The following is a 23070-nucleotide window of genomic DNA, read 5'->3' on the forward strand; positions in this document are numbered from 1 at the left end:
CGCGATGGAATCGCCTCGGTGCAGCAGAAACACCTCAGCGTCTGCATCGCGGGCAAGCCTTGCTCCTACAGGGATCGTGCACGTTCGATAACCCCAATAACAAGAATTCCGGGAGCCCGCCATGTCGGTCGATCCGCAACAATTCCTGCGCGAGCTGTTTGCCACAGCCATCGACGCCGCCCACCCACAGCAAGTCCTCGAAGCCCATTTGCCCAAAGACCGTAGCGGTCGGGTGATCGTCATCGGCGCCGGCAAAGCCGCGGCCGCCATGGCCCAGGTGGTCGAGCGTTGCTGGCAGGGTGAAGTCTGCGGTCTGGTGGTGACCCGTTACGGTCACGGTGCCCCGTGCGAAAAAATCGAAGTGGTCGAAGCGGCCCACCCAGTGCCGGACGCTGCCGGTCAGGCCGTTGCCAAACGGGTCTTTGAACTGGTCAGCAACCTGACCGAAGACGACCGCGTGATCTTCCTGCTTTCGGGCGGCGGCTCTGCCCTGCTGGCATTGCCGGCGGCCGGCATCACCCTCGCCGACAAGCAATCAATCAACAAAGCCCTGCTCAAATCCGGCGCGACCATCGGCGAGATGAACTGCGTGCGCAAGCACCTCTCGGCGATCAAGGGTGGCCGTCTCGGCAAAGCCTGCTGGCCTGCCACTGTTTATACCTATGCGATTTCCGATGTACCGGGCGACCTCGCCACGGTCATCGCCTCCGGTCCGACCGTGGCCGACCCAAGTACCTCTGCCGAAGCACTCGCGATCCTCAAGCGCTACGACATTGACGTTTCGGTCTCTGTGCGCAACTGGCTGCAAAGCCCGGAATCGGAGACGGTCAAACCCGGCGACCCGAGCCTGGCCCGCAGCCACTTCCAGTTGATCGCCCGCCCACAGCAATCGCTTGAAGCGGCCGCCGTGAAAGCGCGGCAGGCCGGTTTCAGCCCGCTGATCCTCGGTGATCTGGAAGGCGAATCCCGTGAAGTGGCCAAGGTTCACGCCGGCATTGCGCGGCAAGTGGTCCTGCACGGCCAGCCACTGGCGGCGCCATGTGTGATTTTGTCGGGCGGTGAAACCACCGTGACCGTGCGCGGCAATGGCCGTGGCGGGCGCAACGCCGAATTCCTGCTGAGCCTGACCGACAGCCTCAAAGGCCTGCCCGGTGTGTATGCCCTGGCCGGTGACACCGACGGCATCGATGGCTCCGAAGACAACGCCGGCGCCCTCATGACCCCGGACAGCTACGCCCGTGCCACGGCGTTGGGCCTGAGCGCCAGCGACGAGTTGGACAACAACAATGGCTACGGTTATTTCGAGGCACTGGACGCCCTGATCGTCACTGAGCCGACCCGCACCAACGTCAACGACTTCCGCGCCATCCTGATTCTCGAGAACCCAAAAAATGACGCCTGACAAGAAGGTTAAAATCCTCGCCACCCTCGGCCCCGCCACCGACGGGATCGACGACATTCGCGAACTGGTGCAGGCCGGGGTCAACATTTTCCGCCTGAACTTCAGCCACGGCGATCACGCCGACCACGCACAGCGCTACCAGTGGATTCGTGAAGTCGAGCGCCAGCTTAATTATCCGCTGGGTATTCTGATGGACCTGCAAGGCCCGAAACTGCGGGTCGGCAAGTTTGCCGAGGGCAAGGTGCAACTGCATCGCGGTCAGGCCCTGCGACTGGACCTGGACCCGACGCCAGGGAACGAGCGCCGCGTTAATCTGCCTCACCCGGAAATCATCGCGGCGCTGGAGCCGGGCATGGACTTGCTGCTGGACGACGGCAAGCTGCGTTTGCGAGTGGTCACCAAGTACTCCGACGCCATCGACACCACCGTGTTGAATGGCGGCGAACTGTCGGACCGCAAAGGCGTGAACGTGCCGCAAGCGGTGCTGGAACTAAGCCCGCTGACCGCCAAGGATCGCCGCGACTTGAGCTTCGGTCTGGAGTTGGGTGTGGACTGGGTCGCGCTATCGTTTGTGCAACGTCCGCAAGACATTCGCGAAGCCCGCGAACTGATCGGCGACAAGGCCTTTTTGATGGCCAAGATCGAGAAGCCATCGGCCGTGACGCAACTGCGGGAAATCGCCGAGTTGAGCGACGCGATCATGGTGGCGCGTGGCGACCTCGGCGTGGAAGTGCCCGCCGAAAGCGTGCCGCAGATTCAGAAAAACATCATCACCCTCTGCCGCGAGCTAGGCAAACCGGTGGTGGTGGCCACGCAGATGCTGGAGTCGATGCGCTTCTCCCCGGCCCCGACCCGGGCCGAGGTTACCGACGTGGCCAACGCCGTGGCCGAAGGTGCGGATGCGGTGATGCTGTCGGCGGAAACCGCCTCCGGCGAGTACCCGCTGGAAGCCGTGCAGATGATGAGCAAGATCATCCGCCAGGTGGAAAACGGCCCGGACTATCAGGCACAACTTGACGTGAGCCGACCGAAAGCCGAGGCGACGGTGTCCGATGCGATCAGCTGCGCGATTCGTCGCATCAGCAACGTGCTGCCGGTGGCCGTGCTGGTGAACTACAGCGAGTCCGGCACCTCGAGCTTGCGCGCGGCGCGGGAACGGCCGACGGTGCCGATCCTCAACCTGACACCGAACCTGCAAACCGCGCGCCGCTTGACCGTGGCGTGGGGCGTGCATTCGGTGGTCAATGACCGACTGCGGCAAGTGGATGAAGTGTGCTCGACGGCGCTGGAAATCGCCCAGGCACAGGGCATGGCCAAGCGTGGCGATACATTATTGATCACGGCAGGTGTGCCGTTTGGGCAGCCGGGATCGACTAACTCACTGCGTATCGAGACATTGATTTAGCGCCTATCCGGCCTCATCGCGAGCAAGCTCGGCTCCTACGGTTCGTTGAGGACCTGTAGGAGCCGAGCTTGCTCGCGATGCAGGCGACACGGTCCCACTGACACACTGAACTAAAATGCCTGCCCACCATTTCAACACCCACTGTCCCGACTGGGCCGAAGCGTTGCTCAACGGCTTCAGTCAGATCTTCCTCCAGCGCAATCCGCTGTGCGGCCTGCTGTGCCTGTTGGCGATTCTGTTTACCGCGCCGACGTTGCTCGGCGGTGCGCTGCTGGGCGGTGTCGCCGGTTTGCTCACTGCGCAACGCCGCAACTATGCCAAGGCTGATCGTCAGGCCGGGTTGTTCAGCTACAACGGCGTTCTGCTCGGTCTGTTGCTGAGTTTGTATTTCCCTTGGTCGGCGATGATGCCACCGCTAATTCTGGCCGCCGGCGGTCTGAGCGCGATGATCACCCAGCAGTGGCTCAAGCGCGTCCGGGTCAGCCAATGCCTGCCGGCCTACACGGCGCCCTTCGTCGGGCTGGGCTGGTTGCTGCTGTGCTTCGCCACGCCCTCGACAACGGCGCATTTGATCGAAATCAACACGCTGAACATGCTCGCCGCCCCCTTCAAAGGCGTGGGTCAAGTGATGTTCCTCGGCCATCCACTGGCCGGTGCGATGATTGCCGTCGGTTTGCTGATCGCAGATCGCCGTGCATTCTGCTGGGCGTTGTTGGCGTCTGTCGCGGGCATGGGCTGGAGTATGTTGCACCACGACTTCTACAGCGCATTGCTCGGTCTCGGGAGCTATAACGCCGTACTCGCCGCCCTCGCCTTCAGCTCACAGCGTCGCCAACCGTGGCTGCCGTTGGTGGGCATCGGCCTGGCGCTGTTACTGACGCCGGTCTTTGCCGCCATCGGCCTGCCCACGCTGACCGCGCCGTTCATTCTCGCAGGCTGGTTGATCCGCACGGTTGTGCAGATGCTCGGCAAAGCCACGGTCGAAAGCGCGCCTTGCGTTCCCGGGGAGAATCAACCTAGGCTGCGCTGATTAGCGGCCAAGGCGATTTGAATGAACAGCAACGACACGTGGCGCAATCGCCTTTACGTGATTATTTTCCAGACCGACACCGTCGCCGGACGGCGCTTCGACTCAAGCCTGCTGCTGATTATTTTCGCCAGCCTGGTGGTGGTGATCCTCGACAGCATCGATGACGTTCATCAGAACTACGCCGGCCTGCTGGCGGCCATCGAGTGGGGCTTCACGGTGATTTTCCTGGGCGAGTACTTCCTGCGCCTGTATTGCTCGCCCAAACCCATGCGTTACGCGTTCAGTTTTTACGGCCTGGTGGATCTGCTGGCCATCGTGCCGGGCATCCTCGCGCTGTATTACAGCGACGCCCAGTACTTGCTGATCATTCGGGTGATCCGGATGCTGCGCATCTTCCGCGTGCTCAAGCTCGGTCCCTACCTCAAGCAAGCCCATTACTTGCTCGATGCCCTGCGCGGCAGCAAGCAGAAAATCCTCGTGTTCCTCCTCAGCGTCTGCACCCTGGTCACGGTGTTCGGCACCCTGATGTATGTGGTTGAAGGCCCGCAACATGGCTTCACCAGCATTCCCAAAGGCATCTACTGGGCGATCGTGACGCTGACCACCGTCGGCTATGGTGACATCGTGCCCAAGACCGCGTTGGGCCAGGTGATTTCGTCGATGGTGATGATCACCGGTTACTCGATCATCGCCGTACCCACCGGGATCTTCACCGCCGAACTGGCCACGGCCATGCGCGGTGGCCAGTTGCATCACGATTGCCCGGTGTGTACCAAAGACAACCATGAACAGGAAGCATCGTTCTGCTCTCGCTGCGGCAATGCGCTGTTCAAAAAACAGGAATAAGCAAAGAGCTTTTTAATCTTTAAGGCTCTATGCGAGCCCAGTTATAGTCGCTGGCAAATTGCCTCAATTTAAATAGAACAAGGACTGCGCAGTGAAAAAACTCTTTGGCGCCTCACTTCTGGCCGCTGGCCTGGCACTGACCAGCATGGCCCAGGCCGCACCGACCCTGCTCAACGTTTCTTACGACGTGATGCGCGATTTCTACAAGGACTACAACACTGCCTTCCAGAAACACTGGCAAGCCGAACACAACGAAAACATCACCCTGCAGATGTCCTTCGGCGGCTCCAGCAAACAAGCGCGCTCGGTCATCGACGGCTTGCCGGCTGATGTCATCACCATGAACATGGCCACCGACATCAACGCCCTGGCAGACAACGGCAAACTGGTGCCGGAGAACTGGGTCACGCGCCTGCCGAACAACAGTGCGCCGTTTACTTCCGCCACGGTGTTCATCGTCCGTAAAGGCAACCCGAAAGCCCTGAAAGACTGGCCTGACCTGCTCAAGGACGGCGTTCAGGTGATCGTGCCCAACCCGAAAACCTCGGGCAATGGCCGCTACACCTACTTGTCCGCCTGGGGTTATGTGCTGAAGAACGGCGGTGACGAGAACAAGGCCAAGGAGTTCGTCGGCAAGCTGTTCAAGCAAGCACCGGTGCTGGACACCGGCGGTCGTGCCGCTACCACAACGTTCATGACCAACCAGATCGGCGACGTCCTGGTGACCTTCGAGAACGAAGCGGAAATGATTGCCCGCGAGTTTGGTCGCGACCAATTTGAAGTGATCTACCCAAGCGTTTCCGCCGAAGCCGAGCCACCGGTGTCGGTGGTCGACAAAACCGTCGACAAGAAAGGCACCCGTGCCGCCGCCGAGGAATACCTGAAGTACCTGTGGTCGCCGGAAGGCCAGGAAATTGCGGCAGCCAATTACCTGCGCCCGCGTGACCCGGCGGTGCTGGCCAAGTACACGGATCGTTTCCCGAAAGTGGACTTCCTGTCGGTGGAGAAGACCTTCGGTGACTGGCGCACCGTGCAGAAGACTCACTTCAATGACGGTGGGGTTTTCGATCAGATCTACACCGGTCAGTAATCACTGAGCGGCCATGAAAAAGGCGACCTTTGCAGGTCGCCTTTTTTGTGGGTTTCAGCGGTTACAGTTTCCTTGTACGACGTCAATCCTGTGGGAGCGGGCTTGCCCGCGATGGCGGTTTATCAGTCACATCAATGCTGAATGTAGCGCCTTCTTCGCGTGCAAGCCCGCTCCCACAAGGATTTCGCCAAGCCCTTACATCGGCGGCGTCACACCCTCCTTACCCGCAGAAATCGACTGAGCCGTCAGCGTCCCGTCCGCACTCTGCGTCACAAATGTCACGATCTTCACCCCCACTTTCAACAAGCTGCGATCCCCCGGCATCAGGTTCACAATCGGCACGTCCTCCGGCACCAGAATCTTCTGCTGGCCGCCCTTGTAGTTGACCGTCAAGACCCGGCCGTTGCTGACCACCAGATCGCCGACGCTGCCGTTGGTCATGCTGCTGCCCTTGACCAGGTCGAACGGTCGATGGCCGTCGCCGCTGCCTGCCAGTTCCGGTGGGAAGACATGGACTTCCAACGCCTTGAGAGTGCCATCCTCCTGAGGAATAGCCGCCGAGCCGATGTAGCTGCCCGGTTTGATGTCGTCGATATTGGCCAACGTAACAGCGCGGACTTTGGTATCTGGGGTCAGGTTGATCACGACGTTTTCGCCGCTGTTGACGTGAACCTTCAACACATCAGGGCTGACGCCGGTGATCTCGCCGCGCACACCTATGCGCAAACCCGGTGCGTCGGCGGCCTGGGCCAGGCCTGTGGTGAACAATGTGATCAGTGTCAGGGCCGAAGCGCCGCGAATCAGGTGACGGAACATCGTATTCATGGAAGTACCTTGCGGTGATGAAACGTGAGAGAGAACATAAGCACGCTATCGAACAGGATGTAAGTGAATGTATCATCGGACCTGATTATTTGGACGCAAGGTGCATTGGCCAACCGCACATGCCGGCGCCACTCATTCCGCAATGGAATGATTACTATCACTTCAATCCCACTTCCGCCGTCCAGGCTTGCCGCTTAGCCTTCGCGCATTCCCTTCTGTTCAGCGAGACACGTTATGAAACCAGCGACGCAGGCGCCTCACGGTGCCACGACAATGACCAAAGGCATGGTGCTGCTCTTCGCCTTCTGTTGCGGCGCCATTGTGGCCAACCTCTACTATGCCCAACCGATCATCGGCCTGATCGCGCCGGACATCGGCCTGACCAGCACCATGGCCAGCCTGATCGTTTCCCTGACACAGATTGGCTACGCACTGGGGCTTTTCTTCCTCGTGCCGCTGGGCGATTTGCTGGAAAACCGCCGACTGATGATCATCACCACCGTGGTGGCGATTGCGAGTTTACTGGGCGCCGCGTTCACCGATCAGCCCAATGTGTTTTTACTGATTTCGTTGCTGGTGGGCTTCAGCTCGGTGTCGGTGCAAATCCTGATTCCACTGGCCGCGCACCTGGCTCCGGAAGAGTCGCGTGGCCGCGTGGTCGGCGGGATCATGGGCGGGTTGCTGCTGGGGATTCTCCTGGCTCGCCCGGTGTCCAGCGTGGTGGCTGACTATTTCGGCTGGCGCGCGATGTTTGTGATAGCAGCGGTGTTGATGGCGGCGATCAGCATCGTGCTGGCGCTGACCATACCCAAGCGCCAGCCTGATCACAGTGCGTCTTATGGGCAATTGCTGGGTTCGCTGTGGACATTGCTGCGCCAACAACCGGTATTGCGTCAGCGTGCGTTTTATCAAGGCTGCATGTTCGCGACCTTCAGCCTGTTCTGGACCGCCGTGCCGCTGGAGTTGGCGCGCAATCACGGCCTGTCGCAAACCCAGATCGCGATCTTCGCCCTCGTCGGCGCCATCGGCGCTATCGCGGCGCCCATCGCCGGGCGCCTGGCGGATGCCGGCCACACGCGCATCGCCTCGCTGCTGGCCCTGCTATTCGCCAGCCTGAGCTTTCTGCCGGCATTCATCCATCCGCTCTATAGCGTCATTGGCCTGGCCGTGACCGGCGTGGTCCTCGACTTCTGTGTGCAGATGAACATGGTGCTCGGCCAACGCGCGGTCTACGCCCTCGACGCCAAAAGCCGCAGCCGCCTGAATGCGCTGTACATGACCAGCATCTTCATCGGCGGCGCCTTCGGCTCTTCGGTGGCCAGCGCCGTGTACGAGCACGGTGGCTGGTTGTGGATCGTGATAGTCGGCAGCGCGTTTCCACTGTTGGCGTTGCTGCGGTTTTTGAGTGTTTCGCAGAAGGGCTCGCTGGCGACGGCTTAAGTGTTCAAAAACAACTTCGCAATGCCGGCCGGAGCAAGATCCGGTCGGTGTTCCGACAAATGTGACGTATCCGCCACCTCATTCCCCCCAAGAATGAATCCTATGCCCCCACCTGCGTTCCGCCCTCCCCGCCTCAAGGTCACCATTGATCCCAGCCAACCGGCTTTCCCACCAAGGATTACGATCATGACCCTGCAAGCAAAACTCGATGCCTTCAAAGCGGACTTCAAGGCTGGCAAGCCGCCCTATAACGCCCCGGCTGACATCCACCCGATCATGGAGCGCGCGACTGCCGAGCTGATCGCCTCGGGTGCGGCGAACAAAGCGCTGAAGGTCGGTGACAAGGCGCCGCTGTTTACCCTGAAAGATCCCGACGGGCATCCAGTGTCCTCCATCGATCTGCTGGCCAAGGGGCCTTTGGTGCTGACGTTTTACCGTGGCGTGTGGTGCCCTTACTGCAACATGGAGCTGCAAGCGTTACAGGATTTTCTACCAATGTTGCAGGACGCCGGCGCCAGCCTGCTGGCGATTTCGCCACAGATCGCCGCCAACAGCCGCAAGTCGATGCGTACCAATGGCCTGACGTTTCCTATCCTCAGCGACACCCACAATGACGTGGCGCATGCATTGGGTTTGCGCTTTGAGTTGCCGGATTACCTGATCGAGCTGTACAAGAATCTGCGTAACGATTTGCCAACTTTCAATGATGATCCGTCGTGGACGCTGCCGATGCCGGCACGCTATGTGATCGGTCAGGACGGTGTGATTCGTTACGCCGAGGTCAACCCGGATTACACTCAGCGTCCTGAGCCTGAAGCGATGCTGGATGCTATTCGCGGCTAACCGATCAAATGCCGCCTGACCCGCGGCATGTTTTTTCAAGGAGTGTGAAATGACCCGTCGTACCTTCCTCATCACCGGCGCCAGCAAAGGCATTGGCCGCGCTGTGGCCGAGCACCTGGATCGTGCGGGCCACCGGGTGGTGGGCATCGCCCGCACGCCCGACCTGACGTTCCCCGGCATCCTGTTTCCGCTGGACCTGAGCGACCGCGTCCTGACCCAGGAAGTGCTGGCCGATCTGGCCCGGACTTACGAATTTGACGGGCTGGTGAACAACGTCGGCCTGGTGCGCCCACAAGTACTGGGCGAGATTGACCTGGACACCTTCGACGACGTGATGCGGGTCAACCTCCATTCGGCGTTGCAGGCCACTCAGGCGCTGCTGCCCCACATGCGCGACAAGGGGTGGGGTCGGGTGGTGAACATCTCCAGCCTGACCGTCCTGGGGATTACCCAACGCACGGCCTACGCGGCGGCCAAAGCAGCGCTGATCAGCTTCACGCGCTCCTGGGCGCTGGAACTGGCAAAAACCGGCGTGACGGTGAACGCCGTGGCGCCAGGGCCGACCGAGACCGAACTGTTTCGCACCAATAACCCGCCGGGCAGTGAAGGTGAAGCACGGTATCTGGCGGGAGTGCCGATGGGTCGATTGGGGCAACCACAAGAAATCGCGGCGGCGATTGCGTTTTTGTTGTCCGAGCAGAGTGGGTTTATTACCGGGCAAACGTTGTTTGTCGACGGCGGCGCCTCAATAGGAAAAGCCGCTTTCTGACCGACAATTTTCGGTGAATTTCAGAACTTCATAAGGACCTTCGATGGACCGCCTCGGCGCAATGGAAACCTTCGTCTACGTGGTGGAAACCGGCTCGTTTTCCGCCGCCGCCCGGCGTCTGAATATCGGCCAGCCCGCCGTGTCGAAAGCCATTGCGCAGCTGGAATCACGTCTTGCCGTGCGACTGCTGTTGCGCTCAACCCGAGGCCTGACACCGACCGAGGCCGGCCTGGCCTTTTTCGAGCGTTCCAAACGCGCCCTCGAAGAAGCCGACGAGGCCGACAACGCCGCCCGCGGTGCCGCCAGCGGACTCACTGGCAACCTGCGCATTTGCGCCGCCGTGACCTTCGGCCGGCTGCACATCGTGCCGCACCTCGGGCCGTTTCTCGAACAGAACCCGGACTTGAACATCGACCTGATGCTCGACGACCGTAACGTCAATCTGGTCGAGGAAGGCGTCGACATTGCCCTGCGCATGGGCGCCCTGAGCGACTCGGGGCTGACGGCCCGCAAAATCGCCGAGTGTCGACGCGTGGTATTGGGCACACCGGCCTACTTCGAAAAATACGGCGAACCCACCTGCCCCGCTGACCTGTGCAAGCATCAGGCGGTCGTCTACTCCTTGGGCGGCGGCGCCAATTGGCAATTTCGAAACGCCTCTGAAGAACAGGCCGTGATCATCAGCGGCCGAATCCGCGTCAACGCCGCCGAGGGATTGCGAGAAGCAGTGCTGGCTCATCAAGGGCTGACCATGGCGTCGCAATGGATGTTTGCCCCGGAGTTGGCCAACGGGGCGGTCAGGGAAGTGATGACCGACTGGACGCTGCCCAACCTGGACCTGTGGGCAGTGTTTCCGACCGGAAGAATGGCCAGCGCCAAGGCGCGGGCGTTTGGGGAGTATGTGCAGGGGTTGCTGACAAAAGAGAACTGAGGTTCGCCGGTTTCGTTTCCTGACAGTACGCGTGGACTGATTTCACGACTGCTTCGCCCGAGCGCGGACCGGCCGAACGCAGGCTTCGCCAGTTGCTACAGGTTTGGGGTGAATCGGGAATTTCAACAGGCACAAAAAAGGCGACCCGAAGGTCGCCTTTGCTTACTGCCCGAATTGCCGTCCCAACCCACCCGGCACGCCGTGAATATCCGTGTCTTCCCATGGCCCGTTGGGGCTGATCGAGCGGCTCCAGCCATTGTTCCAGCGGTAGTAGGTGCGCTGGCGGTAGAAGGTGTTGGTCTGGTCATCCAGCACGTAGACGCCGAGTTTGGCATCCCAATGGCTGTTGCCACCCGGCGGCGGCGCGAAGCTGGCGGAAGTGCGCGGCATCGGTTTGGCAGGCTTGGCCGGAATGCCCGGTTTACCTGGCGTGGGTGTTGGCGACGGAGTAGGCCTTGGCTGTGACGGCGGAATCGGTGGCGGCGATGTTCGCTCCGGCGGCTGGACCGCACAAGCGCTTAACCCCAAGACCAGACTGAGCAGGGTGATACGAGCGATGGCGGTCATGGGGCGTTTTCCTGTTATTTGTCCGGGCTGTCGATGGTCAGTGTCTGCGGCGCCGTCGTGTTGCTGGCCAGAGGCTGGCTGCGACCGACCCATTCACCGGCAGTCGGTTGGCCGGCACGGGAGACGCGCGCAACCAGTTGGACTTCAGGAAAGTTCGACAGTTTCAACTGCGGCATCATGGCGTCGGCATCGCCCAATTCGACGGTCACCGGCAAGTCGGCCACGGTCAGGCGCTTGGCGGCCAACGGTGCAGGTGGACCGGAGGTGGCGCGGGCGAAAATGAACACGCTGTCGCCCGGCTGGACCTTGGCTTTGAGCGCCGGGGCCAGGTCAACGGTGACTTTCAACAACGCTGCAGCTTTGGCCGCAGGTGCCTGAACCACCTTGCCGCCGCTGGCTTCGAGCTTCTCGGTGGCCCGGGCAATCCCGCCTTGCAGCGCAGCGCGGGAGTTGTCATCGGGTGGCAGTTGCGTCAACAGACGATTCCAGTAGTTGATGGCGTCCTGGTAACGCTGGCTTTCAAACGCCGCGATACCGAGCAGGCCCAGGCTGGTGACTTCTTTCGGATCGGCTTTCAGCGCTTCATCGGTCAGGGCCTGAATCTTGTCCGACCACTTTTTACCTTCGGCAAAATACAGCGCCTGAGCCCATTGGCCGAGCAGTTCCGGTTGGCGACCGGCCAGGTTCACGGTGCGTTCGAAAATCTTCGCCGCGTCGCCCGGACGATTCTGAGCCATGTACGTGCGGCCGAGGAAATACAGGCCTTCAGCCGACTCCGGTTGAGCGGCGACGGCGCGTTCCAGCCGACGGGTCATCTCTTCCATCGACTGCGGCGCCTGAGCGAACTCGCGGGTCAGCTCGACTTTGTCGCTGGCACCGAAATGCAGGTACAAACCAAGGCCCAACACCGGAACCAGAACCGCCGCCAGCAAAGGCAACGGCTTGCCCAGGCGGGTCACTCGCGGCGCCCCAACGCCTTCGGTGTCGGCGAGCAGCTCACGGGCCGCTTCGGCGCGGCCGGCGTCCATTTGCGCCGCGTCGAGAACGCCCTCTTCCTGCTGAACCTGCAGCTCAGCCACGCGCTCTTGATACAGCGCGACGTTCAGGGCAGTACGATCCTCTTCACGCTGAGCGCGGCGACCGCGCAGAACCGGGATCAACAGAAAACTCAGGGCAACCAGAAGCAGCAGACCTGCAGCGAGCCAGAAATCAATCATTCTTGGTTTTTATCCAACAGGTGGTCGAGGCGCTCACGCTCATCGGTGGAAAGCTCAGTCTTGGTTTCGGCGCGTTGCACGCGACGACGGCGGACGATCACGGCGATGACCACAAAACCGCCCAAAAGCAGACCGGCCGGGCCGAACCAGAGCAGTGCAGTCTTGGCGTTCAGTGCAGGTTTGTAGCGGACGAAATCGCCGTACCGATCAACCATGAAGTCGATGATCTGCTGGTTGTCCTTACCCTCGCCCAGCATGCGAAAAATCTCTTTGCGCAGGTCGGCGGCAATCGGTGCGTTGGAATCGGCAATGTCCTGATTCTGGCACTTGGGGCAACGCAGCTCTTTGGTCAGCTCGCGAAAACGCTCGCGATCACCTTCTTTGGCGAACTCGTAGGTGTCGATGGCCGCGTGTGCCACGCCGGCCAAGCTCAAGCCCAACACCACGGCGGCTATCCAGCGCTTCATGGCTTGGCCTCATCGACCAGCGCCTGATACTTGGCGGCCAGTTTTTCACGCCAGACTTGCTCGTCGATCACGCCGACGAACTTGTCGCGGATGATGCCCTTGGCGTCGATGAAGAAGGTTTCCGGCGCGCCGTAGACACCGAGGTTCAGACCCAGGGTGCCGGCATCGTCACGAACATCCAGTTGGTAGGGGTTGTGAAACTCCACCAGCCACTTCAAGGCGTCGGCATTGACGTCCTTGTAGTTGATGCCATAAATCACCACGCCCTGCTGGGCCAGCTTATTCAGCACCGGGTGCTCGACCCGGCAGGAAATGCACCAGGTGCCCCAGACATTGACCAGCGCCGGTTTACCGACGATGTCAGCGCGGGTCAGGGTCTTGTCGCCCTGCACCGAAGGCAGGGAAAACTCCGGGAACGGCTTGTTGATCATCGCCGAAGGCAGCTCGGCCGGGTCCAGGTACAACCCACGGTAAAGGAATACAGCGACCACTAGAAAAATCGCCAGTGGCAACAACATCAACCAACGCTTCATGCAGTGGCTCCCGACATGCCCAGTGCTTCACGCACCCGGCTTTTCACCTTGACCCGATAACGACGATCCAGCGCCGCCAGCAACCCACCGAAACCGGTCAGCAGTCCGCCGAACCAGATCCAGCGCACAAACGGTTTGACGTGGACACGAACAGCCCAGGCGCCATCGCCCAGTGGCTCACCGAGGGCGACGTAGAGGTCACGGGTGAAGCCGGCGTCGATCCCGGCTTCGGTCATCACCGAGTTCTGCACGGTGTAGAGGCGCTTTTCCGGATGCAACACGCTGACTTCCTTGCCGTCGCGAATCACTCGAACGGTGCCCTTGTCGGAGGTGAAGTTCGGGCCTTCGAAGTGCTTGGCGCCTTCGAACACGAAGTGATAACCGGCCAGGTCCATGGACTCGCCCGGCGCCAGGCGCAGGTCACGCTCGGCGCTGTTCTGGCTCGACAACACGACGCCCAGTGCGCACACGGCAATGCCCAAATGCGCGACCTGCATGCCCCAATAGCTGCGGGTCAGGGTCGGCAAGCCTTTGATCAGGCCTTTGTGGCGGGTCTTGTCGAAGATGTCGCGCACGCCGGCCAGCAATACCCAGGCCGCGAGCATGAACGTCGCGATCACCGCCCAGTTGAAATCGCCGTAAGCAACGCCGGCCACTACGGCCAGTGCGGCACTGCCGAGCAATACCGGCGTGAGCATGCTGGCCAGCCATTTCACCGGCGTGTCTTTCCAGCGCACGATCACACCGACGGCCATCACCATCATCAGCAACGCCATCAATGGAATGAACAACGCGTTGAAGTACGGCGGGCCGACCGACAGCTTGGCGCCGGTCATTGCGTCGAGGATCAGTGGGTACAAGGTGCCGAGCAGGATCATCGAAGCCGCCACCACCAGCACCAGGTTGTTGCCCAGCAGCAGGGTTTCCCGGGACCAGAGGTTGAAGCCCACCTGACTCTTGACCACAGGCGCGCGCAGGGCGAACAGCGTCAGCGAACCACCGACCACAAACAACAGGAAGATCAGGATGAACACGCCGCGCTCAGGGTCAGACGCAAACGCGTGAACCGACGTCAGCACGCCGGAACGCACGAGGAACGTACCCAGCAAGCTCAACGAGAACGCGGCGATGGCCAGCAGCACGGTCCAGCTCTTGAACACGCCACGTTTTTCCGTGACCGCCAACGAGTGAATCAGCGCGGTGCCCACCAGCCAAGGCATGAACGAGGCGTTTTCCACCGGGTCCCAGAACCACCAGCCGCCCCAGCCAAGTTCGTAATACGCCCACCACGACCCGAGGGTGATGCCGATGCCGAGGAATGCCCAGGCGACGATGGTCCACGGACGCGACCAGCGAGCCCACGCGGCATCCAGGCGACCGCCCATCAGCGCCGCGATGGCGAAGGCAAAGGCCACCGAGAAACCGACGTAACCCATGTACAGCATCGGCGGGTGAACGATCAGGCCGATGTCTTGCAGTAACGGATTGAGGTCGGCGCCATCGCTGGGCATCTGCGGCAGGATGCGCTTGAACGGGTTGGACGTGAGGATCAGGAACAACAGGAAACCGGTGCTGATCATGCCCATCACGGCCAGTACCCGGGCCAGCATGACTTGCGGCAATTGGCGGGAGAACACCGACACCGCGAAGGTCCAGCCGCCGAGGATCAATGCCCACAACAGCAATGACCCTTCGTGGGCGCCCCATACCGCGCTGAATTTGTAGTACCACGGCAAGGCACTGTTGGAGTTGCTGGCGACGTAGCCGACCGAGAAGTCGTCAGTCATGAACGCGTAGGTCAGGCACCCGAAGGCGAACACCAGGAAGGTGAACTGACCCCAGGCGGCCGGCTGCGCCAGGCTCATCCACAAGCGGTCACCGCGCCAGGCACCGAGCAACGGCACCACGGCCTGAACCAGCGCGAAACACAGCGCCAGGATCATGGCCAGGTGGCCCAGTTCGGGGATAAACAGCCCTGAATTATAGAGAGCGGATGTCATCAATTAACCCTCTTTGGCTTGTGTGGGCGCCGACTGGCCGCTGTCTTTCAGGGCCTTGGTCACTTCCGGCGGCATGTACTTCTCATCGTGCTTGGCCAGCACTTCGTCGGCCACCACCACGCCGTCGGCGTTGATTTTGCCCAAGGCCACGATACCCTGCCCTTCACGGAACAGGTCTGGAAGAATGCCGCGATAGGTGATGGTCACGGATTTGTTGAAGTCAGTGACGACAAATTTCACGTCCAGCGAATCACCGGAACGTTGCAGCGAACCTTTCTCGACCATGCCACCGGCACGGATGCGCGTGTCTTGCGGCGCTTCGCCATTGGCGATCTGGGTCGGGGTGTAAAACAGATTGATGTTCTGCTGCAGGGCGCTCAGGGCCAGGCCGACGGCAGCGCCGACACCCACCAGGATCGCGAGAATGATGATAAGACGCTTTTTGCGCAGCGGATTCACTTGCAGTTCTCCCGGCGCAGACGACGCGCCTCTTGTTGCAGATACCGCTTGCGGGCCAGGATCGGCGCCGCCACGTTGAGGGCCAGCACCGCCAGGCAGATGCCATAGGCTGACCAGACATACAGGGCGTGATGGCCCATGGCGAGGAAGTCGCCAAATGAAGCAAAACTCATCGAGCGACCTCCAGACTGTTCTGTACTTCGGCCTTGACCCAACTGGCCCGCGCTTCGCGCTTGAGTACTTCAAGGCGCATGCGCAGCAACAGGACCGCGCCAAAGAAACAGTAGAAGCCCAGCACCGTCAGCAGCAGAGGCAGCCACATTTCGGCCGGCATGGCCGGTTTTTCGGTGAGGGTGAAGGTCGCGCCCTGGTGCAGGGTGTTCCACCACTCCACCGAGTATTTGATGATCGGGATGTTGATCACGCCAACAATCGCCAACACCGCACACGCCTTGGCGGCGCTGTCACGATTGCTGATGGCGTTGCCCAGCGCAATCAGACCGAAGTACAGAAACAGCAGAATCAACATAGACGTAAGTCGCGCATCCCAGACCCACCATGAGCCCCAGGTCGGTTTGCCCCAGATCGCGCCGGTGACCAGCGCCACGGCAGTCATCCAGGCACCGATGGGCGCTGCGCATTGCAGGGCGACATCGGCCAGTTTCATCTTCCAGACCAACCCGACAATGCCGCACACGGCCAGCATCACATAGCAGGATTGCGCCAGCATCGCGGCAGGAACGTGGATATAGATGATGCGAAAGCTGTTGCCTTGCTGGTAGTCGGGCGGCGCGAAGGCCAGGCCCCAGACTACGCCAACGCCGATCAACAGCAACGCCGCGACGCTCAGCCAGGGCAACAGTTTGCCGCTGATGCCATAAAACCATTTGGGCGAGCCGAGCTTGTGAAACCACGTCCAGTTCATACTGTTTCCATCACGGTTGCCCTTCGCTGTGAAGGGCTGGGTCTTTACTGGTCAAATTTTAACCAGACCTCATTATTCGCCGACGCTGATCTTCAGGCCAGCAGCTATTGCAAACGGTGTCAGGGTTATCGCCAGGGCGGTCAGGCTACCAAGCCACAAGAGATAACCGGTCGCCGGCATGCCCATCAAGGCTGCCTGCAAGGCGCCACTGCCGAGAATCAACACCGGGATGTACAGCGGCAGAATCAGCAGCGCCAGCAATAGGCCGCCACGCTTCAATCCTACCGTCAGGGCTGCGCCCACCGCACCGAGCAGGCTCAGTACCGGTGTACCCAGCAATAACGAAAGCAGCAACACCGGCAGACAAGCGGCAGGCAAACCGAGCATCAACGCCAGCAGTGGAGCGAGCAAAACCAGTGCCAGGCCCGAGAAGGCCCAGTGTGCCAGTACCTTGGCCAAAACCAGAAGAGGCAGAGGGTGCGACGAAAGGACCCACTGTTCGAGGGAACCGTCCTCGAAATCACTGCGGAAAAGCCCGTCCAGCGAGAGCAAAACCGATAAAAGGGCCGCGACCCAGACCAACCCCGGAGACAAGGTTTGCAACAATTGAGCCTCGGGGCCGACCGCTAGCGGGAACAGCGCAACCACGATGGCGAAGAATACCAGCGGGTTCGCCAGCTCCGCAGGACGGCGGAACAACAAACGGGCCTCACGGGCGACCAACAGGCCGAAAACACTCATACGGCCCAATTCCCCAGATCAATGTCGCGATAACCGGCCGGCATCCGTGTCAGCGTGTGGTGAGTGGTCAGAACGACCATGCCGCCGCGCTCGCAGTGTGCGGCCAGGTGCTCTTCGAGCTGCGCCACGCCTTGTTTGTCGAGTGCGGTGAACGGTTCATCGAGAATCCACAGCGGCGGGCTGTCCAGGTACAACCGCGCCAGCGCTACACGGCGATGTTGGCCGGCAGACAGCGTGTGACAGGGAACGTCCTCGAAACCGCGTAACCCCACCGCCGCCAAAGCTTGCCAGATGGCGTCATGGGACGCCGGATGATGCAGGGCGCAGAGCCAGCTGAGGTTTTCCTCAGGGGTCAGCAACTCCTTGATACCGGCGGCATGTCCGATCCACAACAGGTTGCGCGCCAGCTCAAAGCGTTGCTCATTGAGCGGCTGGCCATTGAGCAGCACTTGACCGGCGGTCGGTTGCATCAGACCGCACAGCAGGCGCAACAGGCTGGTCTTGCCACTGCCGTTGGGGCCGCTGATTTGCAACATTTCGCCACTGGCCAGTCTCAAATCGAGATTTTCGAAGAGCAGCCGAAGGTCTCGCTCACAAGCGAGGGCAACGGTTTGCAGGACAGGACTGGTCAAGAGATCACGGGCCTTTTGCGGTTCAAGTCGGCAGTAGTACGGCCGCTAAAGAGATGCAGAATAGATGCATTGGCGGCCCGTCATAGAGAGCTGGGTCAAACATTTGCAATGTTTTTAGCGCCCCAGTGATAACGGGGCGGCATTATACATGCCATGCCCTACTCTCAAGAGGGCAATTTCCTCAGGTTGTGACCGCGTATGACAGGCGAAATGAACATCCTCCCGCTACCGCAGACCCCGCCCGCGACTTCGCGGCCGCTGGTGGTGAGTGGCGACCTGCTCAAGTTACTGACGCCGATGGAGGGCCTGATCTCCGTCGGGCAAACCGCCAAGGCTGAAGTGCTGTCGCTCAAGCAGACGGATCAGACCTTTCAATTGTTGCTCAAAGTCACCCTCGACAGCGGTCGCCAGACCACGGTCCAGGCCACCAGCAGCCAGCCTCTGCCCCAAGGCACCAGCCTGGCGATCACCCAACCGTCGGCCAGCAACCTGGCGATCACCGTGCAACAGGCCGTCGCGGCGAGTGTCGCCACCCTCACCCGCATCGACACGGCACAACTGCCCGCTGGCACGCTGTTGCAGGGCAAAGTGCTGACCTCACAAGTCCTGCCACAAGTACCGGGGCAACCCACGGTGTTCCGCTCCATGGTGAGCTTGCTGAACACAGTGCTGAGCGGCAGCACGCTGAGCATCGACAGCCCCACGCCCCTGCGCATTGGCACGTTGTTGAGCGCCATGGTGCAAGACACCCAGACGCTTAAATTCGTCCCGCTGAGCAGCCGTCAGGAACAGTTGGCGGTGACGCAGCAACTGGTCAGCCAGCAAAGCCGCCAAGGTTCGCTGGATGGCTTGATCAAAGCCTTGCAAAACCTGACGCCGACGCCGCAATCGTCACTGCAGCCGCCATTGCAGCCATCGCCACTTGCGTTGGACCCAACCTCCAGCGACCTGCGCCTGGCCGTGGAAAAACTCCTCGCCGGCCTGCCGGACGTTCAGCAACTGAGCACGCCAAAGGGCCTGGCTCAAGCGCTGGCAAACAGCGGACTGTTCCTGGAAGCGAAATTGCTCACCGGGCAAAACCCGACATTGGCGCCGGACATGAAAGGCGATTTGCTCAAGCTGATCGCGCAACTGACACCGGGACTACCGGCCAATACCAACCTCAACGCGATCATCGCCGCCAATACATTGGTGCAGACGATGCCGAGCTTCGTGCGCAGCGCCCTGGGGATGCTCGGGCAAGTCAGCGCCAAGCCGCTGCCGACCAGTTTCCCGCTGCCCGAACGCCTGCTGCAAAGCCATGACGGTGAAGGTGATCTGGAGCATTTGCTGCGTTTGGCGGCGGCAGCCGTTTCGCGCCTGCAAAGCCATCAACTGTCGAGCCTGGAGCAAACCGGCGTGACCGACGATGGTCGGCTGCTCAGCACCTGGCAACTGGAAATCCCGATGCGAAACGCGCAGGACATTGTCCCGCTGCAGGTCAAGTTCCAGCGCGAAGAAGCGCCCGAGAAAGAACACCCCCACGAACGCCGCGACGAACACGAACCCAAGCAACCGCTGTGGCGTGTCGACCTGGCCTTCGACATGGAACCGCTGGGCCCCTTGCAGGTTCACGCGCAACTGATCAAGGGCAGCCTGTCCAGCCAGCTCTGGGCCGAACGGCCGTACACCGCCAGCCTGATCGAAAGTAACCTGGCCGGCCTGCGCGAACGCTTGCTGGCATCGGGCCTGAACGTCGGCGATCTGGATTGCCACCTCGGCACCCCGCCACAAGGACCGCAAACCCGTCTGGAACAACGCTGGGTCGACGAAACCGCATGAAAACCACCAACGCCCCACGCCAGGCCATCGCCCTCAAATACGACGGCAGCCACGCCCCTACCCTCACGGCCAAGGGTGACGAAGAACTGGCCGAAGAAATTCTGCGCATTGCCCGCGACTATGAAGTGCCGATCTATGAGAACGCCGAGCTGGTAAAGCTGCTGGCGAGGATGGAACTGGGGGAAAGTATTCCGCAGGAGTTGTACCGCACGCTGGCCGAGATCATCGCGTTTGCGTGGAGTTTGAAGGGCAAGTTTCCAGCGGGGCATGATCCGCACGCGCCGATGATCGAGAAGGATGTCACCGATCGCGGGGATGATTATTGAATCTTTGTTGAATGCAAAAAATCGCAGCCTCGTTTCACTCGACAGCTCCTACATTGGAATGGCGTACGCCTTGTAGGAGCTGTCGAGTGAAACGAGGCTGCGATCTTTTGATCAGTTCAGTTCAATTCTTGTGCAACTTACGCATCAACTCCGCCTCAGCCTGGGTCAACCCGCAAGACTGAGTCAGTTCATCAACCGTCGCCCCCATTCCCACCAATCGCGCCGCCTGGGCGAACGACAGGCTCGACGGGTCGCGCTGTTCCAGCTGTGCCAGTTTGTCCGGCAAGGGACCAACCACCGCGCGCAGTTCGTGCAGGTCTTCACCCATGCGCACGTTGCCGCTCTGGTAGTCGTCCACGCGTTTGGCCAGGTCCTTGATGCGCTGATCCCGCAGCGCATCGCCCTGGGCCTGTTGAGCGGCGATCAGTCGTTGACCGCGAATGTACGCCAGAAACATCGCCAGCGTGCCTGCCCAGAAGAGGAACAGGACAATGACCGCAACCTCAAGAATCAATCAGATGTTCTCCAGGTCCGACCATTCTTCTTCGCTCATCATCTTGTCCAGCTCGACCAGGATCAGCAGTTCGTTGTTCTTGTTGCACACGCCTTGAATGAACTTGGCGGATTCTTCGTTACCGACGTTTGGCGCAGTTTCGATTTCCGACTGACGCAGGTAAACCACTTCGGCCACGCTGTCGACCATGATCCCGACAACCTGCTTGTCGGCTTCGATGATGACGATACGGGTGTTGTCGCTGATCTCCGCATTCATCAGGCCGAAGCGCTGACGGGTGTCGATCACGGTGACCACGTTACCGCGCAGGTTGATGATGCCCAGCACGTAGGTCGGGGCACCCGGAACCGGGGCGATTTCGGTATAGCGCAGGACTTCCTGGACGCGCATCACGTTGATGCCGTAGGTTTCGTTGTCCAGCTTGAAGGTTACCCATTGCAGGATCGGATCTTCGGAACCCTTTGCAGCCGTCGCCTTATCATTCATACCCTGACCCCTCAAAAAACCGCCCTGGCGGTGTGTGTTCTGTGCAGCGGCATTCACTGCCGTTGCGTGTTTTTTATGCTGGTTTGTGAGCCGGCTTGATACTGCTCATGTGCTTTGCCCCGCCACTGGCGATCAACTCGGCCAGCGCGGAGACGTCGAGCAATGCACACATGTGTTCAATCACAGTGCCCGCCAGCCATGGCCGTTGACCACGGTGGCTGCGCCATTTGATTTCGTTCGGGTCCAGGCGCAACGAGCGGCTGACCTGATGCACCGCCAGCCCCCACTCGTAGCCCTGAACCGAAATAACGTATTGCAGGCCCTGCCGGAAATCGTCGCGGTAGCGGTCGGGCATGACCCAACGTGCGGTGTCCAGGACTTTCAGGTTGCCGGCCTGGCTAGGCAGAATCCCGAGGAACCATTCTGGCTGGCCGAACAGCGGTGTCAGCTCGTGGCCCGCCAACGAATAAATCGAACCCAGGCACACCAGTGGCACCGCCAGGGTCAACCCGGCGACGTCGAATAACAGACACTCGAACGGCTCGGCGGCCCACGACGGGCGACCATCGGTTTCGACCGGTGGCGGCGTGTTGCTCGGTGGCAAGTGGACTTCGACGACGGGCGGCACCAATGTTTGCAGCAGGGGTGCAATGGTCGATACCGGTGCGAAGATCGGTGCCGGCGCCTCCATGACCGGCGCTGGCGCCTTGGCCACGGCGGCGATCACGGGCGCTGCAACCACAGGTGCGGCAACTACAGGCGCAGCAACCGCCGCCGGGCGTGCATCGCGCGCTTGTTCTTCGAGGACCGCGGCCTGGAATTCGTCCAGGGTGTTATCCGGTTCGAGCACTTCGGCGGGCGCTTCGATGATCGGCTCAAGCTCCTCCGTCGCGTCCTGCAGCAAGCTGTCCAGATAATGCTGGAGCGCCAGTTGCGGGCGAGAGGTGATCTTCACCGGCCGATTCATTTAAGCACCACGCAAGGAAGGTTCATCTCACGCCACCTGCGCGACAGATTGCTGCGCCAGCAAATGCTTGAGCAGCGCACGGTAAGCGAGAACTCCACGGCTCTTGCCGTCAAATTGCGAAGGCGTGAGGCCGGCCCGGCTCGCATCCCGCAAGCGGGTGTCGACCGGGATGTAACCTTGCCAGATTTCTTCCGGGTACTTGTCACGCAGCACACGCAGGGTCCCGAGGGACGCCTGGGTACGACGGTCAAACAAGGTCGGGATGATGGTGAACGGCAGCGCCTGTTTGCGTGAACGATTGATCATGTCCAGGGTGTTGACCATGCGTTCCAGGCCTTTGACGGCCAAGTGCTCGGTCTGCACCGGGATCACCAATTGCTGGCTCGCCGCCAAGGCATTGACCATCAGCACACCGAGCAACGGCGGGCTGTCGATCACCGCGTAATCGAAGTCCTGCCACAACTGCGCCAGGCTCTTGGCGATCACCAGGCCCAAGCCACTCTGCCCCGGCGATTGACGCTCAAGCGTGGCCAGTGCGGTGCTCGAAGGCAGCAGCGAAATACTCTCGTGACTGGTGGGCAACAACAACTGACCGGGCAAGCCTTGCGGCACACTGCCCTTATGCAGAAACAAGTCGTAGCTGCTGTGTTCCAGGCTGTCGGGATCGTAGCCGAAGTAGCTGGTCATGGAGCCGTGCGGATCGAGATCGACCACAACCACGCGCTTGCCCGCCTCGGCCAGCAAACCGGCTAAAGCGATAGAGGAAGTGGTTTTACCAACACCACCCTTTTGATTGGCAACGGCCCAGACTCTCATTTGAATGTTTCCTCCCGG

26 protein-coding genes are annotated in these 23070 nt (G+C 60.8%); 11 read left to right on the forward strand and 15 right to left on the reverse strand.

The window, feature by feature from the left end; all coding sequences use genetic code 11:
• Positions 1 to 121: 121 nt before the first annotated feature.
• The 5 genes from BMS17_RS06505 to BMS17_RS06525 all read left to right on the forward strand — a co-directional run bounded on the left by BMS17_RS06505 (position 122) and on the right by BMS17_RS06525 (position 5773).
• Positions 122 to 1402, forward strand: coding sequence for a glycerate kinase (locus tag BMS17_RS06505; RefSeq protein ID WP_077430651.1), 1281 nt, complete (start codon positions 122 to 124; stop codon positions 1400 to 1402).
• Positions 1392 to 2807 carry a pyruvate kinase gene (gene pyk / locus BMS17_RS06510; protein ID WP_046032870.1) on the forward strand — a complete coding sequence of 472 codons (1416 nt, stop codon included), beginning with the start codon at positions 1392 to 1394 and terminating at the stop codon, positions 2805 to 2807. The genes BMS17_RS06505 and pyk overlap by 11 nt, the downstream gene beginning before the upstream one ends.
• Before the next feature lie 115 nt (positions 2808 to 2922).
• Entirely contained in the window at positions 2923 to 3837 is a 915-nt protein-coding gene (locus BMS17_RS06515; protein WP_046032869.1) for an urea transporter, read from the forward strand.
• Between the two features lie 21 nt (positions 3838 to 3858).
• On the forward strand, positions 3859 to 4683 hold the full coding sequence (locus tag BMS17_RS06520; protein ID WP_046032868.1) for an ion transporter: 825 nt from the start codon (positions 3859 to 3861) through the stop codon (positions 4681 to 4683).
• Between the two features lie 91 nt (positions 4684 to 4774).
• A complete protein-coding gene (locus tag BMS17_RS06525) occupies positions 4775 to 5773 on the forward strand; it encodes a sulfate ABC transporter substrate-binding protein (protein WP_046032867.1) in 999 nt (332 codons plus the stop codon).
• Positions 5774 to 5968: 195 nt separating this feature from the next.
• On the opposite strand, the gene BMS17_RS06530 is transcribed toward BMS17_RS06525, so the two are convergent.
• Positions 5969 to 6598, reverse strand: coding sequence for a hypothetical protein (locus tag BMS17_RS06530; protein ID WP_175648954.1), 630 nt, complete (start codon positions 6596 to 6598; stop codon positions 5969 to 5971).
• A 234-nt stretch (positions 6599 to 6832) separates the two neighbouring features.
• On the opposite strand from BMS17_RS06530, the gene BMS17_RS06535 reads away from it, so the two are divergent.
• From BMS17_RS06535 to BMS17_RS06555, 4 genes are all read left to right on the forward strand, one after another.
• Positions 6833 to 8038 (forward strand): MFS transporter, encoded by a 1206-nt coding sequence (locus tag BMS17_RS06535; RefSeq protein ID WP_046032865.1) that lies wholly within the window; start codon positions 6833 to 6835, stop codon positions 8036 to 8038.
• A gap of 186 nt (positions 8039 to 8224) precedes the next feature.
• Positions 8225 to 8881, forward strand: a complete 657-nt coding sequence (locus BMS17_RS06545; protein WP_046032864.1) for a peroxiredoxin-like family protein — start codon at positions 8225 to 8227, stop codon at positions 8879 to 8881.
• A gap of 49 nt (positions 8882 to 8930) precedes the next feature.
• Positions 8931 to 9650: an SDR family oxidoreductase gene (locus tag BMS17_RS06550; protein ID WP_046032863.1), complete on the forward strand. Its 720-nt coding sequence runs from the start codon at positions 8931 to 8933 to the stop codon at positions 9648 to 9650.
• 43 nt (positions 9651 to 9693) lie between these two features.
• Positions 9694 to 10581 (forward strand): LysR family transcriptional regulator, encoded by an 888-nt coding sequence (locus BMS17_RS06555; protein ID WP_077430653.1) that lies wholly within the window; start codon positions 9694 to 9696, stop codon positions 10579 to 10581.
• A 162-nt stretch (positions 10582 to 10743) separates the two neighbouring features.
• On the opposite strand, the gene BMS17_RS06560 is transcribed toward BMS17_RS06555, so the two are convergent.
• The 10 genes from BMS17_RS06560 to ccmA form a co-directional block, all read right to left on the reverse strand.
• On the reverse strand, positions 10744 to 11148 hold the full coding sequence (locus BMS17_RS06560) for a hypothetical protein (RefSeq protein ID WP_046032861.1): 405 nt from the start codon (positions 11146 to 11148) through the stop codon (positions 10744 to 10746).
• A 14-nt stretch (positions 11149 to 11162) separates the two neighbouring features.
• The gene (ccmI, locus tag BMS17_RS06565; RefSeq protein ID WP_077430654.1) at positions 11163 to 12365 is read right to left on the reverse strand and encodes a c-type cytochrome biogenesis protein CcmI; all 1203 of its coding nucleotides are present in this window, start codon (positions 12363 to 12365) and stop codon (positions 11163 to 11165) included.
• Positions 12362 to 12832, reverse strand: a complete 471-nt coding sequence (locus BMS17_RS06570) for a cytochrome c-type biogenesis protein (RefSeq protein WP_046032859.1) — start codon at positions 12830 to 12832, stop codon at positions 12362 to 12364. Before BMS17_RS06570 ends, ccmI begins: the two co-directional genes overlap by 4 nt.
• Positions 12829 to 13365, reverse strand: coding sequence for a DsbE family thiol:disulfide interchange protein (locus BMS17_RS06575; protein WP_046032858.1), 537 nt, complete (start codon positions 13363 to 13365; stop codon positions 12829 to 12831). The genes BMS17_RS06570 and BMS17_RS06575 overlap by 4 nt, the downstream gene beginning before the upstream one ends.
• The gene (locus tag BMS17_RS06580; protein WP_046032857.1) at positions 13362 to 15365 is read right to left on the reverse strand and encodes a heme lyase CcmF/NrfE family subunit; all 2004 of its coding nucleotides are present in this window, start codon (positions 15363 to 15365) and stop codon (positions 13362 to 13364) included. The genes BMS17_RS06575 and BMS17_RS06580 overlap by 4 nt, the downstream gene beginning before the upstream one ends.
• A gap of 3 nt (positions 15366 to 15368) precedes the next feature.
• The gene (ccmE, locus tag BMS17_RS06585) at positions 15369 to 15824 is read right to left on the reverse strand and encodes a cytochrome c maturation protein CcmE (protein WP_027922384.1); all 456 of its coding nucleotides are present in this window, start codon (positions 15822 to 15824) and stop codon (positions 15369 to 15371) included.
• Positions 15821 to 15997 carry a heme exporter protein CcmD gene (ccmD, locus tag BMS17_RS06590; protein WP_077430655.1) on the reverse strand — a complete coding sequence of 59 codons (177 nt, stop codon included), beginning with the start codon at positions 15995 to 15997 and terminating at the stop codon, positions 15821 to 15823. Before ccmD ends, ccmE begins: the two co-directional genes overlap by 4 nt.
• Positions 15994 to 16749 (reverse strand): heme ABC transporter permease, encoded by a 756-nt coding sequence (locus tag BMS17_RS06595; protein ID WP_046032856.1) that lies wholly within the window; start codon positions 16747 to 16749, stop codon positions 15994 to 15996. The genes ccmD and BMS17_RS06595 overlap by 4 nt, the downstream gene beginning before the upstream one ends.
• A 72-nt stretch (positions 16750 to 16821) precedes the next feature.
• Positions 16822 to 17490, reverse strand: a complete 669-nt coding sequence (ccmB, locus tag BMS17_RS06600) for a heme exporter protein CcmB (protein ID WP_046032855.1) — start codon at positions 17488 to 17490, stop codon at positions 16822 to 16824.
• The gene (ccmA, locus tag BMS17_RS06605) at positions 17487 to 18122 is read right to left on the reverse strand and encodes a cytochrome c biogenesis heme-transporting ATPase CcmA (protein WP_046032854.1); all 636 of its coding nucleotides are present in this window, start codon (positions 18120 to 18122) and stop codon (positions 17487 to 17489) included. The genes ccmB and ccmA overlap by 4 nt, the downstream gene beginning before the upstream one ends.
• Before the next feature lie 198 nt (positions 18123 to 18320).
• On the opposite strand from ccmA, the gene BMS17_RS06610 reads away from it, so the two are divergent.
• Complete coding sequence (locus BMS17_RS06610) at positions 18321 to 19943, forward strand: flagellar hook-length control protein FliK (protein WP_077430656.1); 1623 nt, start codon at positions 18321 to 18323, stop codon at positions 19941 to 19943.
• Positions 19940 to 20269 (forward strand): EscU/YscU/HrcU family type III secretion system export apparatus switch protein, encoded by a 330-nt coding sequence (locus BMS17_RS06615; RefSeq protein ID WP_046032852.1) that lies wholly within the window; start codon positions 19940 to 19942, stop codon positions 20267 to 20269. The genes BMS17_RS06610 and BMS17_RS06615 overlap by 4 nt, the downstream gene beginning before the upstream one ends.
• A 121-nt stretch (positions 20270 to 20390) precedes the next feature.
• Here BMS17_RS06615 and BMS17_RS06620 read toward each other — a convergent pair whose 3' ends face one another.
• The 4 genes from BMS17_RS06620 to BMS17_RS06635 form a co-directional block, all read right to left on the reverse strand.
• On the reverse strand, positions 20391 to 20783 hold the full coding sequence (locus BMS17_RS06620; protein WP_046032851.1) for a DUF2802 domain-containing protein: 393 nt from the start codon (positions 20781 to 20783) through the stop codon (positions 20391 to 20393).
• On the reverse strand, positions 20784 to 21269 hold the full coding sequence (locus BMS17_RS06625; protein ID WP_046032850.1) for a chemotaxis protein CheW: 486 nt from the start codon (positions 21267 to 21269) through the stop codon (positions 20784 to 20786).
• Between the two features lie 73 nt (positions 21270 to 21342).
• Positions 21343 to 22236 (reverse strand): CheW domain-containing protein, encoded by an 894-nt coding sequence (locus BMS17_RS06630; protein WP_077430657.1) that lies wholly within the window; start codon positions 22234 to 22236, stop codon positions 21343 to 21345.
• Positions 22237 to 22263: 27 nt separating this feature from the next.
• Positions 22264 to 23052: a ParA family protein gene (locus BMS17_RS06635; protein WP_046032848.1), complete on the reverse strand. Its 789-nt coding sequence runs from the start codon at positions 23050 to 23052 to the stop codon at positions 22264 to 22266.
• Between the last annotated feature and the right edge of the window lie 18 nt (positions 23053 to 23070).

The sequence above is a fragment of the Pseudomonas sp. C9 genome (genome assembly GCF_002000165.1).
Taxonomy (GTDB): Bacteria; Pseudomonadota; Gammaproteobacteria; order Pseudomonadales; family Pseudomonadaceae; genus Aquipseudomonas.

Coding starts and splice junctions, on each gene's coding strand:
- BMS17_RS06505 (WP_077430651.1), top strand. CDS start 122: ATGTCGGTCGATCCGCAACAATTCCTGCGCGAGCTGTTTGCCACAGCC.
- pyk (WP_046032870.1), top strand. CDS start 1,392: ATGACGCCTGACAAGAAGGTTAAAATCCTCGCCACCCTCGGCCCCGCC.
- BMS17_RS06515 (WP_046032869.1), top strand. CDS start 2,923: ATGCCTGCCCACCATTTCAACACCCACTGTCCCGACTGGGCCGAAGCG.
- BMS17_RS06520 (WP_046032868.1), top strand. CDS start 3,859: ATGAACAGCAACGACACGTGGCGCAATCGCCTTTACGTGATTATTTTC.
- BMS17_RS06530 (WP_175648954.1), bottom strand. CDS start 6,598: ATGAATACGATGTTCCGTCACCTGATTCGCGGCGCTTCGGCCCTGACA.
- BMS17_RS06535 (WP_046032865.1), top strand. CDS start 6,833: ATGAAACCAGCGACGCAGGCGCCTCACGGTGCCACGACAATGACCAAA.
- BMS17_RS06545 (WP_046032864.1), top strand. CDS start 8,225: ATGACCCTGCAAGCAAAACTCGATGCCTTCAAAGCGGACTTCAAGGCT.
- BMS17_RS06550 (WP_046032863.1), top strand. CDS start 8,931: ATGACCCGTCGTACCTTCCTCATCACCGGCGCCAGCAAAGGCATTGGC.
- BMS17_RS06555 (WP_077430653.1), top strand. CDS start 9,694: ATGGACCGCCTCGGCGCAATGGAAACCTTCGTCTACGTGGTGGAAACC.
- BMS17_RS06560 (WP_046032861.1), bottom strand. CDS start 11,148: ATGACCGCCATCGCTCGTATCACCCTGCTCAGTCTGGTCTTGGGGTTA.
- ccmI (WP_077430654.1), bottom strand. CDS start 12,365: ATGATTGATTTCTGGCTCGCTGCAGGTCTGCTGCTTCTGGTTGCCCTG.
- BMS17_RS06570 (WP_046032859.1), bottom strand. CDS start 12,832: ATGAAGCGCTGGATAGCCGCCGTGGTGTTGGGCTTGAGCTTGGCCGGC.
- BMS17_RS06575 (WP_046032858.1), bottom strand. CDS start 13,365: ATGAAGCGTTGGTTGATGTTGTTGCCACTGGCGATTTTTCTAGTGGTC.
- BMS17_RS06580 (WP_046032857.1), bottom strand. CDS start 15,365: ATGACATCCGCTCTCTATAATTCAGGGCTGTTTATCCCCGAACTGGGC.
- ccmD (WP_077430655.1), bottom strand. CDS start 15,997: ATGAGTTTTGCTTCATTTGGCGACTTCCTCGCCATGGGCCATCACGCC.
- BMS17_RS06595 (WP_046032856.1), bottom strand. CDS start 16,749: ATGAACTGGACGTGGTTTCACAAGCTCGGCTCGCCCAAATGGTTTTAT.
- ccmB (WP_046032855.1), bottom strand. CDS start 17,490: ATGAGTGTTTTCGGCCTGTTGGTCGCCCGTGAGGCCCGTTTGTTGTTC.
- BMS17_RS06610 (WP_077430656.1), top strand. CDS start 18,321: ATGACAGGCGAAATGAACATCCTCCCGCTACCGCAGACCCCGCCCGCG.
- BMS17_RS06615 (WP_046032852.1), top strand. CDS start 19,940: ATGAAAACCACCAACGCCCCACGCCAGGCCATCGCCCTCAAATACGAC.
- BMS17_RS06625 (WP_046032850.1), bottom strand. CDS start 21,269: ATGAATGATAAGGCGACGGCTGCAAAGGGTTCCGAAGATCCGATCCTG.
- BMS17_RS06630 (WP_077430657.1), bottom strand. CDS start 22,236: ATGAATCGGCCGGTGAAGATCACCTCTCGCCCGCAACTGGCGCTCCAG.
- BMS17_RS06635 (WP_046032848.1), bottom strand. CDS start 23,052: ATGAGAGTCTGGGCCGTTGCCAATCAAAAGGGTGGTGTTGGTAAAACC.